Genomic DNA, 15078 nt, shown 5'->3' on the forward strand with positions numbered 1-15078 from the left:
TACACTTGCCGGATACGTTGTAACTGGTTGTTTATTAAAGAAAAGTGAAAGATGTCCTGATTATTGCAGTGCTCGGGGTGATCATGGTGCTCAACGCCATGGACGTGGCCACGGACGTCGGGCTGGGTGTGCCCATGTGGCATATCATCGAGGAGGCGATGATCGTCGTCGCCTCGGGGGTCACGTTTCTCTACCTGTTGTGGGAGATGCGCCAGCACAAGCGGGAGCTGAGTTCGCTGGCGGACGACCTGTCGCGCGCCGACCTGCGGCTGCAGGATGTCACCGAGAAGATGCGCAGTGCGCGCAGCCATTACGCGGAGGCGATCCAGCAACAGTTCAGCGACTGGAGCCTGACCCAGAGCGAGCAGGAGGTGGCCATGCTGCTGCTCAAGGGGCTCAGCTTCAAGGAGATCGCGATGCTGCGCGACACCCGCGAGAAAACCGTGCGCCAGCAGGCCTCGGCCATCTACACCAAGACTGGCCTGGAGGGGCGTCACGCCTTTTCCGCGTTCTTCCTCGAGGACTTTCTCGCCCCGCGCTAGGCGCTGCTGGCCTACACTTCCCCGTGCTGGCGGGCGACTCGTTCCTCCCGCTGCACACCCAGCCGAGCCGAGAGGAGACCGCCGTGAAGCGCACCCTGTTACCTGTTGCAGCCTGCCTGTTTGCCCTCGCTTGCACCCAGTCCCACGCCGACAGCGTCGAAGCCCGCTGTGACATCTACCCGGCGGGGGACGACCACGCCAGCCGCATGCTGGCCTGCCGTTTCAGCCAGCGCCAGGGCTACGTGACCATTACCCGCGAGGACGGTGTGGTGTACGACCTCGTGCCGGACCCGCAACGCGCCGGCCGCTATACCGACCAGGACGGCCAGCCGGTGGTGCGCGACGATGACCTCGGCGACCAGGGCCTGATCTTCCGCCTGGCCGGGGAGAGCGTGTACGTATACTGGAGCACCGCCGCACTGCAGCCGACGACGGACAATCCCACCGCACCGTTCAGCACCGATGACTACGATGCCACGACCCTATTGCGCTGCCGCGGCGCGCAGGCCGCGGACTTCGGCCAGTGTCCCGCGGGTATCCTGCGTATGGACGGCGGGGAAGGCTCTGTCGTCGTACTCAGCCCGGCAGGCGAGCAGTTCACCATCAACTTCATGCGTGACTACGTGAACGCGACCAACCGCGAGGTCGAGGCGACCCTGCAGGGCGATACCTGGACGATCACTACAGGGTCGGGCGAGGTTTACGAGGTGCCGGTCGCCGCCATCGAGGGCGGTTAGTCACAGCGACTCGCGCTACCGCTGGGCGAGCATCCGGCGGCCGGCGACGCGGGAGGACGCGCGCCGGTGTTTCGCCGTTTCAGGCCGCTGCCTCCGGCGTCTTCAGGGTGATCCACAGGGATTGCGACAGCGCCAGCACCCGGCCACTGCTGTCGGCGATCGCCGTCGCGCCGCGCGCCTTGCGTCCCTCCCGCCCCAGCGGCCAGCAATAGACGACCAGCGGCTGGTCGCCGGGCACCGGCGCTAGCAGGCTGGCGCTGAGTTCGCCGAGCAGGACCAGCGGCCGCTCTGCGCCCACCGCGGCGAAATACCCCGGGCAGTCCAGCGCCGCCCAGACGATCTCCGGCCGCACGAAACCCTGCGCATCCAGCTGCGCGGCGCGCGGGCGCCACTCGCAGGCCAGCAACTGCCAGTCGTGGACCGGTCCCGGGTGCAGGCACAGTCCGTCATCGTCGCGCTGCGTGCCGCACACATAGCACTGCGGGTAGATGTGCTGCTCGCGGGCGGCGAAGCGCGAGGCGGCGTCGCGGGCGAGGTCTGCGGCGGGTGCCGGCGGGTGGGCGAGGTCCAGTTCGGTGGGCCAGGCGGTGGCGACCAGTGTGTCGTCGTCGAACAGCGCAACGGAACCTTCCTCCCCGGCGCGCACCTGTAGTGGTCGCTGCAGCGGCGGTGGCGCGTGCAGGCGCACCCGGGCCGGGCCGTCGATGTGGCGCGCCAGCAGGCCGCAGGTGTAGCCGCCGTTGGCGGAGGTCGGCGGCCCGTTATACTGGGCGGGAATTTCCACGTTGGCGAGCATGCTGGCCTTTCTCCTGTGCGTCGAGAGGGGCAGTATAACGCCCGCGTGGCCGCGAACGATGCAAGCACAGGAGGGACGGCGTGCCCACACAACAGATTTTCCCCGGCGCGAGCATGCGCGCGGTCGGCTACCAGCATTCACTGCCGGTGTCCGACGCCGACTGCCTGCAGGATATCGAGCTGCCCACGCCGCAGCCCAGCGGGCGCGACCTGCTGGTGGAAGTGCGCGCGGTGGCGGTGAATCCGGTCGACACCAAGCTGCGCCTGGCCACCGCGCCCGAGGCGGGGCAGTGGAACGTGCTGGGCTTCGACGCCGCCGGCGTGGTGGTCGCCGCGGGGGACGGGGCGACCCTGTTCCGCCCGGGCGATGCGGTCTGGTACGCGGGCGACCGGCGCCGCGCGGGCAGTAATGCACAGTACCAGCTGGTCGACGAGCGCCTGGTCGGCGCCAGGCCCGCGACACTGGACTTCGCCGCCGCGGCGGCCCTGCCGCTTACCGCGATCACCGCCTGGGAGCTGCTGTTCGACCGCCTCGGTGTTGCGCGCGACCCGGCGCGCAGCGGTGAGTCGCTGCTGGTGCTGGGCGCCGCCGGCGGTGTCGGTTCCATGCTTATCCAGCTGGCGCGCCGGCTCACCGGTCTCATCGTCATCGGCAGCGCCTCGCGCGAGCGCAGCCGGGCCTGGGTCGAGGGCCTCGGCGCGCACCACGTGGTCGATCACGGGCGCCCGCTGGATGCCCAGTTGCACGCCCTGGGCCATACGGGCGTGGACTACGTGACCAGCCTCACCCATACCGACCAGCACTTCGCACAGATTGTGGAGTGCCTGCGACCGCAGGGGCGCCTGGGCCTGATCGACGACCCACAGGCCATCGATATCCGCGCGCTGAAACCGAAGAGCCTGTCCCTGCACTGGGAGTACATGTTCACGCGATCATTCTTCGGCACCGAGGACATGGTCGCCCAGCACGAGATCCTGCAACAGCTCGCCGCCCTGGTGGACGCGGGAGAGATTCGCACTACTCTCGGCGAGCACTACGGCGAGATCAACGCCGTCAACCTGCGCCGCGCTCACGCGCACCTGGAGTCGGGCGCCGCGGTGGGCAAGGTGGTGCTCGAGGGCTGGGGGGAGGCAGGCGCGTGAACATCCTCATCACCGGCGCCAGTGTCGGTCTCGGTCGCGGCATGGCGCGCGAGTTCGCCGCCGCCGGCCACTCCCTGGCCCTGTGCGCGCGGCGCGTCGATGCCCTGCAGGCGCTGCGCGATGAACTGCTGGCGGCGGCCCCCGGCATCCGGGTCAGCGTGCGCGCCCTGGACGTCAACTGCCACGAGGATGTGTTCAGCGTATTCCGCGACTTCGCCGCGGAGTTCGGCACCCTGGACCGCATCGTGGTCAACGCGGGGGTGGGCAAGGGCCAGCCCCTGGGTACCGGGTATTTTCACGCCAACCTGGCCACCGCGCAGACCAACTTCGTCGCCGCCCTGGCCCAGTGCGAGGCCGCCATGGAGCTGTTCCGCGCCCAGGGCAGCGGACACCTGGTGACCATCAGCTCGATGAGCGCACTGCGCGGCATGCCGCGCAACATGACCGCCTACGGCGCCACCAAGGCCGGGCTGGCGTCGCTGTCGGAGGGCCTGCGCCTGGAGTTGCTGGGGACGCCGATTCGCGTCACTACCGTGTACCCGGGTTACATCCGCACCGAGATCAACGACTTTGCCGGCAAGCTGCCCTTCGAGGTGGACGAGGCCACCGGCAGCCGCGCCATCGTGCGCGCTATCGAGAGCGGTCGCGACGAGGTCTACGTGCCGGCCTGGCCCTGGCGCTGGATCGGTATGCTCATGCGCGTCGCGCCGCTGTGGCTATTGCGGCGCATGATCTAGTGCGGCGCATGATCTAAACCCGCGGGTCACCGAGCAACCGGCGCATACCGACGCGGTATACCGTCAGCAGCGCGTACAGGAACAGCAGCGGTATCACGATACTCTTCAGCAGCAGCGCCACCAGCAGGTCGATGGTGGAGGCGGCGAACTCGCTCATGTGCGCTTCCAGCGCGTCCACCCGCGCGCTGAATTGCGCCGGTGACAGCAGGTTGGCGGTGCGCCAGGCCAGGCCGCAGTCCTCGCCGCGCAGCTGCAGTTGCAGGCATTGCAGTCGCTCGCGCTGTTGCGCGAGCCGCTCCTCGCTGCGCCCGATCTCGCTGTCCAGCGCCGCGACCAGCGTCGACTGGGTTTCCACCGCTGCGCGCGCTTCGGCGACTTCGGGGCGGTCCTCGCCCAGCGGGTTCCAGCGCTCCAGGGCGGGCAGTCCGGCGCGCGCCGTGTCCAGCTGCGCTTGTAGCTCCGCCAGTTCGGCGCGGTCGCGTTGCAGCCTGTCGCGTTGTGCCTGCAACTGCGATTCCAGGGCGGAGATCTCCTGTTCGGCCACCTCCACGCCCTGCGCCGTGGGCGTCGCGGTCGCGCTGCTCAGCTGCTGAAGTTCGCCCTGCATGTTCTCCAGGGTGGCGCGATTCGCCGCCTCCCGCTCGCGCAGGAAGTATTCATCGACGTAGCCGCTGGCCATGGCCGCCAGCGCCAGGGCGAAGCGCAGGCAGGCGGCGAGCAGGAACAGCTGCAGGCACAGGCGGAAGCCGCGCTGGGCCCGCCACAGGCTGCAGCAACCCAGGGCAAAGGCGAGAGCGCTGAGCAGTATGTTGAACACGCGGTCGGCGACAATCACCAGCAGCAGTTTCTGCAGCGCCAGTGAGGCCAGCGCCACCAGCAGCACCGCAGAGAAACGCTCGATCAGGTCGTTGATCGGGTCCAGCACCTCGCCCAGGGAAAAGCTGAACAGCCAGGGGGTGAACTCGGTGCCCTGCAACACGGAGACCAGCGCGTTGATGCCGCGGGCGGTGGCATAGATCACGCCGCCGCGGGTGAGGGCATCGTCCAGGTAGGCGCCGGAGAAGCGGTCCACGCCCCCCGACCACGCCAGCGCCACCAGGGCCAGTGCCGCGATGAGCAACAGCGCCTGGCGCGGGCCGATGGCGGAGAAGTCAGGTTTGCGCATGGTCGTTCCGGCTCAGGGTTGGGGTGTCGCGCGCAGGCGCTGCGCCCGCCACAGTGGGTCCGCGGACTGCAATATCTTCAGGCGCAGCTGGCGGTTGTAATCGGGGTGTGCCTCGAGGAACGCGGTGACCGTCGCGGCGGCTGTCGCGCTGTGGTGATTGGCTAGGGTGGCATCCAGCCAGCGCTTGGGGAAGAAGATATCGCCGGTGGCCTGGATCTCGGCGAGCAGGTCCAGGCTGGCGCGGATGTATTTTTCCGACTCCGCCACCCGCAGCGGGTGGTGCAGGTTGGCCAGCGCATCCAGCACCCAGGACTCGGTGGTGCGCATCTCCTCGCCGGCGAGGCTGGCGAAAAACGCATCGCGCACCGCCGGGTCCGGCGACAGCGAATCCGCCAGGAACTGCAGGCGGCGCGTTTCGTCGGGATTCTCTGTGTGAGCCAGTTGTGCGGCGATAATCGCCGCCGACTGTCGCGGCAGCTTGATCGCCAGCCACTGGGCGAGCTTGATGCGATAGCGCTCGGACAGCGGCAGGCCCTCGATCTGGCGCTCGCCGGACCACACGTCCTGCAGGCGCAAGAGGGCCTCGGGCGTCTGCGCAATGTCCGCGAAACTGTCGAAGTACAGCTTGCGCAGCCCGGGTTCGTCCCGCGCCAGCATGCTCTGCCACAGTGTGTGTTCCAGCGCCGCGGCACTGGCTTCGCGCTCATTTTCCGGCAGCAGCGTCCAGTAGATACGGCGCAGCTGGGACAGCGCGAGGCCGAGCACCAGTTGGTTGTCTTCGCGCGCGATGAGCTCGCCCAGCGCTTTGAAATAACGCGTCGGCGTGGGACCGGCGCCGGTCAGCAGCTGTTCGTAGAGGTTGACCAGCAGGGAGCCGCGCGCCAGTGGCTCCAGCGATGCCCAGTGGCGCAGGCTGTCCGCGCTGGCGGGAAACAGCCCGTAGCCGCGGCCGTCGGCGTTGAACAGCAGCTCGCCCGGCGCCGCGGGCAGCGGCGGCTGCAGGGCGGTGCGCGGACCGTCCACGGTCAGCGCCTGCGTCGTGAAGCTGCCATCGCCCATCGACAACAGGGTGAAGGATTGCGGCCAGCTGCGCCCGCGGCCGTCGGGATCGACCTGCAGTAGCTGTGCGCCGCGCGCGTCGCGCTCGAGCTGGAACTGCGGTCGCCCCGCGCTGTTCACCCAGACCTCGCTCCAGGCGGCCAGGTCGCGTTCGCTGCGCCGGTCGAGAATGGCGATAAGCGCTGGCCAGGTCGCATTGCCGAAGGCGTACTCGCGCAGGTACTCGCGCAGCCCGTCGCGCAGTGCCTCGGCGCCGAGGATGTCTTCCAGCTGGCGCATCATGATCGGCGCCTTGTCGTAGATGATGTCGCCGTACAACTGCCCGGCCTGGTTCAGGTTGGGCAGCGGCTGGCGGATCGGGTTGGCGCCGGCGGTGCGGTCCACCGAGTAGGCGCCGGGGTAGTGGCGAACCAGGAAGTTCAGCGCATGGTCGATGTCCGGGAAGCCCGGGTTGACGATCTTCGCGGCCATGAAATTCGCGAACACTTCCTTGGTCCAGACGTCGTCGAACCAGCGCATGGTGACCAGGTCGCCGAACCACATATGGGCGGTCTCGTGGGCGATCAGCGAGGCGCGGCCGAGCAGTTCTTCATCCGAGGGCGCCTCGTCCAGTAGCAGGCTGTCGGCGCGGTACAGGATGTTGCCCACGTGCTCCATGCCGCCGTACTGGAAGGCGGGCACCAGGGCCAGGCCGAACTGGGCGAAGGGGTAGTCGATGGCGGTGTAGTCCTCCAGCCAGGCCAGCGCCGCGCCGTGCAGTTCGAAGATGGCGTCGAGGTTACGCGCCAGGCGCGCGGCGTCCGGCTCGCGGTGCAGGAGCACGATCTCGCGCCCGTCCACCTCGCGCGTCACGCGCTCGAAGCGCCCGGCGACGAAGGCGAACAGGTAGGAGCTGAGCGGCGCCGTGCGCGCGAACTGCATCTGCCTGCGCTTCCCGTCGCGGCGCTCGCTGGCCAGCGGGGCGTTGGCCAGGGCGGTCCACTGCGCGGGCAGTTCGAGGGAGAGTTCCCAGGTGGCCTTGATGTCCGGCTGGTCGAACAGCGGGAAGGCGGTGCGCGCGCGGTCCGGTACGAACAGGGTGTAGAGGTAGTCCGGGTTGCGGTTGAGCGAGCTGTCGCCGGCCTCGAAGCGAATGTCGATGCGGTTGGCGCCGCGCTCCAGTTCCGCGGCGGGAATTACCAGGTGTTCGGCGTCGAAACGGTAGTTGGAGGGAGCGTCGTTCACCATCACCGCTAACAGCTTGTCCGCTTTCTCGCGGAAATCCAGCTGCAGCGGCTCGCGCACCTCGGCCAGCTCGAACTCGATGCGCATGTCGCCAGTGATCGCCGTGCCGGCATCCGCGGGTACGCGCAGTGCAATGCGATAGGCCACGGCGGAGAGTACCTCGGCGCGGGCCTGGGCGAGGGACTGCGCGACGCCGGGTTCTACCACCGGGTCGGGGCGCTCGCAGGCGCCGAGGCCGAGGGCCAGCAGCGCAGTGGCGCAAAGGCGTGTGAAGCGTTCATACATAGGTGGTATCCGGCCGGCGCGGCGCTGTGCCGCCCAAAAACCGGACCAGCTTAGCAAAATTGGTATTATTTCTGGTAATCGGGTGCCTGCTCCTTATACTGAATCGTCATCGGTGATTTTTACCGGGACCCAGGGGAGAGGGGCTGAACAGTGACGTTCGGGGCGCATAATCTGGCCTGCAAGCTCATTCCGTTGGCGTGTGCCTTCAGCGGCGCCGCGGCGGCGACCCCCGAGTGGACGGAATTCGCCATCTCCGCCGACTCCACCCTGTTTGCCACCCACGTCGTTCCCGACCGGCAGCAGCGCATTCGCGAGGCGCGCGTGGCCTCGGCGCTGAACCTCGCGCTGGACAGCGGCCTGTTCCAGCTGGATACCGCCTACACCCTGCAAAGCCGCGTCGACCGCAACATGGTCGAGGCGCGCAATGGTGTTTCCGAGCAGCTGCGTGCGCGCCTGCACAGCCAGGCGCTGGACCAGATGCTCGGCGTGCAACTGGGCGTGAACGCCGACGGTCTGCGTGTGGCCGGCGGCGACAGCTACCGCTCGCGGCTGGCGCCGGTGCTCTCCGCGTCCATCGACGGCCTCGCGCGTATCGATCTCGGCTACGAGTACCGCCTGGAGAAGCCGGCGGAGAATGCGGTGGAGAGCACTTACTCCGGTTACTCCGTGCAACTGGAAGGCAGCCTGCCCTGGGCGCGGGACCTGTCCTGGTCGGGCCGCTACAGCAACGCCGACATTTTCGACGATGGCAGCGCGTTCACCCGCAACGTCGAGAGCTACACGCTGGTATCCACCTATCGCTTCAGCGAATCACTGGAACTGCAGCTCTCGGCCGCGGTGCAGGAAAACCAGAAAGTGCTGGAGGCCGTCACCGAGTCCTCGCAGCAGGAGCGCTATGGCACGTCACTGGCCTGGTCGCCCTCGCCGTTGCTCTCGCTCGGGCTGCGCCTGAATGCGCTGGAACAGTCGCTGGATGACTCGCGCGAGTTGTTCGGCGGCGGTGAACTGACCTTTTCGCCGCAGCCCAGCTGGGAACTGAGCTTCAGCTACGGACTGCAGCCGGCCCAGGAAGAGGCCGCCTGGATGCTCCGCACCCGCTACGATTTCGGCGGCTGAGCCGCCGCTACCGGCTCCAGTTTGTACACCGCCGCGTAGGGCGGCAGCAGCGGAAAACTCTGTGGCGACCCGGTCACCTCGATCTCCCCACCTACCGGCCTGAACGGTCCGTTTCTTGATGGTGCCGCGAACAGCTGGTAGCGGCCGCGCGCGAGTTGCGCGCTATGTACGCGCAGCATGTCGCCGCGGTCCTCGATCCGGTAGCCGGTGTAGGGCGCCGCCAGCGGGTCGCCGATGAATACGCCCTGGCCGGGCATGGCCACGCTTTTCCAGTAGGCTTCGATGAGCGTGCGGCCGGCCAGGTACTGCTCGATCATGCGCGTGGGATTCGGAAATTTGGAGAGGATGTTGCACGGCTCCACCACCGTGCCGTAGCTGCCGGTGGCGCCGGCGCGCAACCATTGGGCGGCGCTCATCTGGCGGCTGTCGGTGAGCATGCCGCCGGTGGAGGTGAGGTGGTCGGCGACCGCCCCCGGCAGGTAGCGGTTGCTGGCGATGCCTTTCACAAAGCGCGCGCCGGTGAAATAGAACAGGATGTTATCGGCGCCCTCTACCGCCTCGGTGCGCGGTGTGTGTATGTCCAGGCGTTCGCCGAAACGGTGCACCGCCTCGCTGAAGTACACCCGGCGCACGTTGCGCGAGCGGTCCGGTGTCTCCACCAGGTAGGCAGCGGGCGGCGCCGTGCTGTAGGCCGCGAACCGGCCGCGAGCCGCACTGCCGCGCTCGATCAGCGCGCGCGCCTCGTCGACACTCTGGGCGCCCAGCAGCATGGTCGGGCGCATGTCGAAATCCTCCGCGGGGGTGAGGCTGGCGCCGAGGGCATAACGACTGAGCGCGGTGTTCTCGCAGCCGCTGGCGCAGTAGCGGCGGTTGAAGCCGAAGGCGAAGGCGGAACTGATGGACATGCAGCCGACCTTGTAGGGTTCGGCCCAGGCCAGCAGGTAGGCTTCGGTCTGCGGCGGGATCTTCGACTCCACCACGCGCTTGAGCACCGCGAACTCCCCGGCGCTCATTGCCGGACGGTCGGGTTCGAACTCGATATACACCATGTTTTCCGCGGGAATGCTGTGGGCCAGCCGGTAGTACTCGGCCATCTCCCGGCTCAGCGGGTCGCGGTCGTTGACCACCACGACGAGGTTGTGCGCGCCGATTCCCTGCTGCGGCAGCAGGATCTCGGGCAGGGTGTCCGCGGCGAAAGTCGCCGTGCAGGCCAGTGCCAGCAGGGCCAGGAAAACGCCCCGCAGTAGCGCGTCCAAACTCACGCCAGCGGCTCCGCCTGCAATGCCCCGGCCAGGGCCGGGACTCACTTGGGCGGCTCCGCTCGCAAAGCCTCGGCCAGGGCAGGCGCTAGGCCGAAAGCATTACTTGGGTGGGTGACGCTATCGGAGCTCCAGATATCCCCGATACCCGCCGCGCGCAGCTGCTGCAGCGCGTCGCCGACGAACAGGGCATGGGTGACCAGCACGTCGACGCGCGCCGCGCCGGCGGCGAACAATGCGCGTGCCGCCTGCGCCAGCGTGTGCCCGGTGCTGGCGATGTCGTCCACCAGCACCACCTCGCGGCCGCTGTAGTCCGCCGCCGGCAGCGCGATGCTGACCTCGCGGTCGCCGCTGCGGGTCTTGCCGGCCACCAGCCAGTCCAGGCCGGCCGCTGCCGCTACCGCCGCTACCCATTGCCCTGACTCCTCGTCCGGACCCAGCAGCAGCGGGCGCGTCTCGCGCGCGGCGAGGAACTGGCCCATCAGCGGCGCCGCGCTCAACGCCAGGGCGGTGTGCGCCGGCACAGCTTCCTGCAGTCGGCTTACCCGGTGCAGGTGCGGGTCGACGGTAATCACCGCGTCGAACAGGCCGGCGAGGAAGCCGCCCACATGACGCTGGCTGACTGCCTCGCCGGGCTGGAAGGCGATATCCTGGCGCATGTAGCACAGGTAGGGTGCGACCAGGCTAAGGTGCCGGGCGCCGAGTTCGCGTGCGGTGCCCGCCGCCAGCAGCAGCTCCACCAGTTTGGTGTTGGGCTGGTCCAGGCTGCGCATGAGCACTACCCGGGACGGCAGCTCAGGCGGCAGGCGCAGGCGGCTCTCGCCGTCGGGAAAGGCGTGTACCTCGATGGCCTGCACATCGACCGCCAGGGCCTGGGCGAGGGCGGAGGCCTGGGGCAGGGAGTCGGGAAAGGCCAGGACCAGCATCAGAACTCGGCGAACAGTTGGGGCACTTCGTCGGCGCCGCCCAGGCGATAGCCGCTGTCCTGCTCCACCAGCGCGCAGGCGAAGCGGAAATCCGCGGGGAAGGAGGCGTGCACGCGGTACAGCGGTTCTCCCGCGGTCACCTTGTCGCCCAGCTTCTTCAGCAGGTCGACGCCGGCGCCCTTGTCCATGGGTGCGCCGGCCATGCGCGCAATCCGAGCGACCTGGTAGTTGTCGATGGCGATCACGGTGCCGTCGGCGGGGGCCGGGACTTCGCGCACCAGGGCGCCGGGTTGTGGCGGGTCGGCCTGTGCGCCCTGGGCCTCGATCAGGCGCTGCATCTTGGCCAGGGCGCGGCCGGAATCGAGGATGTCGCGGGCGATGTCGAAGCCGTCGCCGCCGCGCACATCCGGGTCGAATTCGAGGACCCGTCCGGCCAGGCGCAGGGCCTTCTGGCGCAGGTCGGCGGGGGCCTCAGGTTCGTTGCGCAGCACCTGCATCACGTCGCGCGCCTCGAGTACCGGGCCGATGCCGCGGCCCACCGGCTGCCGGCCGTCAGTGACCACCACCTGCACGAACAGGCCGAGGCAGTCGCCCACGTATTCGAACAGCTTGCGCAGGGCGAGGGCGTCGCGCATGTGGCGCACCTTGGCGCTGGGGCCGACCGGGATGTCGATGACCAGGTGGGTGGAGCCGGCGGAGATTTTCTTGGACAGGATGGAGGCCACCATCTGCCCGGGGTAGTCCAGGCCCAGCGGGCGCTCCACGGAGATCAGGATATCGTCCACCGGTGCCAGGTTGGCGGTGCCACCCCAGATCAGGGCGCCGTTCTCGGCATCGACGATCTCGCGCAGCCGCGCCGGCGGCATCTCCACCTGCGCCAGCACCTCCATGGTGTCGGCGGTGCCCGCCGGCGAGGTGATCGCGCGGCTCGAGGTCTTGGGCATGAGCAGGCCGTGGGCGGCGACGATGGGCACCACCAGCATCGACGTGCGATTGCCGGGGATGCCGCCGACGCAGTGCTTGTCCGCCACCAGTTCGCGCTGCCAGCGCAGGCGCTCGCCCTGGGCGACCATGGCGCGGGTCAGGTTCATCACCTCGTCGCGGTCCAGGCCAGTCTGGCCGGAGGCGACCAGGAAGGCGGCGATCTCCATCTTCGCGTAGCGGTGTTCCGCGATGTCGCGCACGATACCGAGCAGTTCCGTGGCGTTCAGCCGCTCGCCCTCGATCTTGCGCCGCACCGCTTCCATGGAGGCCGGCGGCTCCGCGTGGCGCACGCCTACCGCGGCTCCCGGTTCGAGACCGAGGCTGTTGAAGGCCTCCTCGGACAGGCCCAGTTGCTCCGGGGCGACCAGGCTCTCGTCGTCGACCACGTTGAGCACGGCGATCACCCGGCGCCCGTCCCCGGCCAACACCTCGACCTTGGCCAGCGCCTGGAAACCCTCGGCGCGGTACACCGCGCACTGGCGGTGCAGGTAGGCGACGTTTTCGCGGTAGGTGTCGATGCCGATTCGGCGCAGGGCGAGCTGGCCCACGGCGGTGGTGTTGTTATCGGGTGTGTCTGTCACGGCGCTGGCGGACCCCGTCCCCTGTGATGGCGCCAGTCTAACCGCGGGCGGTGATGCGGGCCAAGACGAGATGTGGAAAGACGAGATGTGGAAAGACGAGATGTGGAAAGACGAGATGTGGAAAGACGCGATGTGGAAAGACGCGATGTGGTGAAACCGCTGTTACGACTGTCCCACTCGCTCCGGGCTACAACTCCCAGTACCATAGGCTGTTTGATTCGCCGGAGCACCCGCCATGTCCCGCCCACTTCTGACCCTGCTGCTGGTGCTCGGCACCGCTGCGCTGCCGCGGCCCGCCCTGACGCAGGAGAGCCTCGCCGTGCGCGCGGCCGGCGTCATCGAGCAGCGCTGCATGGTCTGCCACGGCTGCTACGACGCCCCCTGCCAGCTGAAGCTGGAGGCGCGCGGCGGACTGGAGCGCGGGGCCAGCAAGGCGCTGGTATACGACGCGGCGCGCCTGCTGGATGCGGACATGACCCGCCTGTTTCTCGACGCCCACAGCGAGGAGAAATGGCGCAAGAAGGGGTTTTACCCGGTGCTGGACCCCAACCAGCCGGAGCTCGGACTCATGCATCGCATGCTGGCGCTGAAGCAGGCCCACCCGCTACCGGTTTCGGCACCGTTGCCGGAGGGCTTCGATTTTGCCCTGGACCGCGAGCAGCAGTGCCCGAAGCCTGACGAATTCGATCGCTTCGCCAGCGAGTACCCCTACTGGGGCATGCCCTACGGGCTGCCGGGACTCGAACCCGCCGAGCACAGCACGCTCAACGACTGGCTGCAGGCCGGTGCACCCGCGGTGCCCCTGCCCGATCTCGAGCCGGAACTGCTGCGGGCGATCGAGCGCTGGGAGGGCTTCCTCAACGCCGCTGACAACAAGTCCCGCCTGATGGCCCGCTACCTCTACGAGCACCTGTTCCTGGCCAGTTTGTACTTTGGCGATGCCGGGCAGCCGGCATGGTTCCGCCTGGTGCGCTCGAAGACCCCGCCCGGCGAACCGCTCAAAGTCATCGCCACGCGGCGCCCCTTCGACGCGCCGGGCAGCGATATTTTCTACTACCGGTTCATGCGCCTGCCGGTTACGCCCCTGGCCAAGATCCACATGCCCTACCGCCTTGATGACAAGCGTATGGCACGCTACCGCGAACTGTTCCTGGCGCCGGACTATGCGGTGGAAACGCTGCCCGGCTATGAACCGGCGCTGGCGAGCAACCCGTTCAAGACCTTCGAGGCGATCCCCGCGAACTTGCGCTACCACTTCCTGCTGGACGAGGCGCGCTTCACCATCATGAACTTCATCAAGGGGCCGGTGTGTCGCGGACGGGTGGCCCTCAACGTGATCGAGGATCGCTTCTGGGTGATGTTCGCCAACCCGGACATCATCGACATCGAACAGGATGAGGCGTTTCTTTCTCGCGAGGCGGACAACCTGCAATTGCCGACCGTGCGCACCGGTACGGCGATCGACCTGGTCGCCTGGCGCCGCTACTCGAAGAAGGTCAAGGTTTATACCGACGCGCGCGCCAAGTATATCCATGACGAACTGGCCGGGCGGGTGAAGCGCAGGGATGCCCACCCTATCTGGGACGGCGACGGCGTCAACGATAACGCCGCGCTGACCATCTTCCGTCATTTCGACTCCGCCTCCGTCGAGAAAGGTTTTATCGGCACCACGCCGAAGACGGCGTGGGTGATCAGCTACCCGCTGCTGGAGCGCATCCACTACCTGCTGGTCGCCAACTACGATGTCTACGGCGCGGTATCCCATCAGTTGGTTTCGCGCCTGTACATGGATTTCCTGCGCATGGAGGGCGAGTCGAATTTCCTCATGTTCATGCCGGCGGGCGAGCGCGAGGCGCTGTGGCGCCACTGGTACCGCGACGCGCCGTCCTCGGTGACCGATTACCTGGAGGAACACTATGCGGTGACGGCCAAGGACCTCGGTATCGAATACCAGACCGACGATCCCAAAGTGGAGTTTCTCGAGGCTATGCGCGGGCATATCTACGGCGCGAAAAACCCGCGCTGGGATTACCACGGGGTAGCTGGCGAAACCACCAGCGTACTGTTCGATGACCTCGTCGCCGATGTCGGCGTGCACAACAGCTTCCTGCCGCAGGTGATCTACGTCAACGTCGTGGGTCCCCGGCGCGACGAGGTCTATACCATCATGCGCGACGCGGGGTATTCCAATATCGCGCAGCTGTTCGATGAGGCCGAGCGACGCCTGCCGCAGGAGGACTCGCTGACCATCGTGCCCGGCTTTCTCGGCGCCTACCCGAACTATTTCTTCATGGTCAACGAGGCCGAGCTACCGCGCTTTGCCGCGGCAGTAGCCGCCCTGGACAGCGAGCACGCCTACTACCGGTTACAGCAGCGCTGGGGTGTGGGGCGCAGCGACCCCTGGTTCTGGCGGGTCAGCGACAAGTTCCACGCCATGATCAAGCGCGACGGTGACGTCGGGGCGGGCCTGCTGGACTACAACCGCTACCAGTCGGGCAGCAAACCCAGGGACGTGCCGGAGTAGC

At 67.9% G+C, this 15078-nt stretch carries 12 protein-coding genes; 6 read left to right on the forward strand and 6 right to left on the reverse strand.

Features of this window, described 5'->3' with window-relative positions:
* The first annotated feature begins 44 nt into the window (after positions 1–44).
* Positions 45–542, forward strand: a complete 498-nt coding sequence (locus tag E4634_RS06530; protein WP_135441989.1) for a helix-turn-helix transcriptional regulator — start codon at positions 45–47, stop codon at positions 540–542.
* Between the two features lie 83 nt (positions 543–625).
* Positions 626–1279, forward strand: a complete 654-nt coding sequence (locus E4634_RS06535; RefSeq protein ID WP_206046817.1) for a hypothetical protein — start codon at positions 626–628, stop codon at positions 1277–1279.
* A gap of 79 nt (positions 1280–1358) precedes the next feature.
* On the opposite strand, the gene E4634_RS06540 is transcribed toward E4634_RS06535, so the two are convergent.
* A complete protein-coding gene (locus E4634_RS06540) occupies positions 1359–2075 on the reverse strand; it encodes a hypothetical protein (protein WP_135441991.1) in 717 nt (238 codons plus the stop codon).
* Between the two features lie 80 nt (positions 2076–2155).
* On the opposite strand from E4634_RS06540, the gene E4634_RS06545 reads away from it, so the two are divergent.
* The gene (locus E4634_RS06545) at positions 2156–3217 is read left to right on the forward strand and encodes a zinc-binding alcohol dehydrogenase family protein (protein WP_434783496.1); all 1062 of its coding nucleotides are present in this window, start codon (positions 2156–2158) and stop codon (positions 3215–3217) included.
* Positions 3214–3954 carry an SDR family oxidoreductase gene (locus tag E4634_RS06550; RefSeq protein ID WP_240725108.1) on the forward strand — a complete coding sequence of 247 codons (741 nt, stop codon included), beginning with the start codon at positions 3214–3216 and terminating at the stop codon, positions 3952–3954. The genes E4634_RS06545 and E4634_RS06550 overlap by 4 nt, the downstream gene beginning before the upstream one ends.
* A 13-nt stretch (positions 3955–3967) precedes the next feature.
* On the opposite strand, the gene E4634_RS06555 is transcribed toward E4634_RS06550, so the two are convergent.
* A complete protein-coding gene (locus tag E4634_RS06555) occupies positions 3968–5119 on the reverse strand; it encodes a hypothetical protein (protein WP_135441993.1) in 1152 nt (383 codons plus the stop codon).
* A 12-nt stretch (positions 5120–5131) separates the two neighbouring features.
* Entirely contained in the window at positions 5132–7687 is a 2556-nt protein-coding gene (locus tag E4634_RS06560; RefSeq protein WP_135441995.1) for a M1 family metallopeptidase, read from the reverse strand.
* Positions 7688–7837: 150 nt separating this feature from the next.
* Between E4634_RS06560 and E4634_RS06565 the strand changes: the two genes are divergently transcribed.
* The gene (locus E4634_RS06565) at positions 7838–8803 is read left to right on the forward strand and encodes a porin family protein (protein WP_135441997.1); all 966 of its coding nucleotides are present in this window, start codon (positions 7838–7840) and stop codon (positions 8801–8803) included.
* On the opposite strand, the gene E4634_RS06570 is transcribed toward E4634_RS06565, so the two are convergent.
* From E4634_RS06570 to E4634_RS06580, 3 genes are read right to left on the reverse strand one after another with little or no spacing between them, the layout of a single operon-like run.
* The gene (locus E4634_RS06570) at positions 8785–10065 is read right to left on the reverse strand and encodes a TIGR03790 family protein (protein WP_135441999.1); all 1281 of its coding nucleotides are present in this window, start codon (positions 10063–10065) and stop codon (positions 8785–8787) included. The two genes, E4634_RS06565 and E4634_RS06570, sit on opposite strands and share 19 nt — an antisense overlap.
* A gap of 41 nt (positions 10066–10106) precedes the next feature.
* Complete coding sequence (locus E4634_RS06575; RefSeq protein ID WP_135442001.1) at positions 10107–10988, reverse strand: ribose-phosphate diphosphokinase; 882 nt, start codon at positions 10986–10988, stop codon at positions 10107–10109.
* Positions 10988–12553, reverse strand: a complete 1566-nt coding sequence (locus E4634_RS06580) for a thymidine phosphorylase family protein (RefSeq protein ID WP_135442003.1) — start codon at positions 12551–12553, stop codon at positions 10988–10990. Before E4634_RS06580 ends, E4634_RS06575 begins: the two co-directional genes overlap by 1 nt.
* A 235-nt stretch (positions 12554–12788) precedes the next feature.
* Here E4634_RS06580 and E4634_RS06585 point away from each other — a divergent pair, with 235 nt between their 5' ends.
* The gene (locus E4634_RS06585) at positions 12789–15077 is read left to right on the forward strand and encodes a fatty acid cis/trans isomerase (RefSeq protein ID WP_135442005.1); all 2289 of its coding nucleotides are present in this window, start codon (positions 12789–12791) and stop codon (positions 15075–15077) included.
* Position 15078 lies beyond the last annotated feature (1 nt).

Source organism: Mangrovimicrobium sediminis (assembly GCF_004745945.1).
Classification (GTDB): domain Bacteria; phylum Pseudomonadota; class Gammaproteobacteria; order Pseudomonadales; family Halieaceae; genus Mangrovimicrobium; species Mangrovimicrobium sediminis.

Coding starts and splice junctions, on each gene's coding strand:
- E4634_RS06575 (WP_135442001.1), bottom strand. CDS start 10,988: ATGCTGGTCCTGGCCTTTCCCGACTCCCTGCCCCAGGCCTCCGCCCTC.
- E4634_RS06540 (WP_135441991.1), bottom strand. CDS start 2,075: ATGCTCGCCAACGTGGAAATTCCCGCCCAGTATAACGGGCCGCCGACC.
- E4634_RS06585 (WP_135442005.1), top strand. CDS start 12,789: ATGTCCCGCCCACTTCTGACCCTGCTGCTGGTGCTCGGCACCGCTGCG.
- E4634_RS06555 (WP_135441993.1), bottom strand. CDS start 5,119: ATGCGCAAACCTGACTTCTCCGCCATCGGCCCGCGCCAGGCGCTGTTG.
- E4634_RS06560 (WP_135441995.1), bottom strand. CDS start 7,687: ATGTATGAACGCTTCACACGCCTTTGCGCCACTGCGCTGCTGGCCCTC.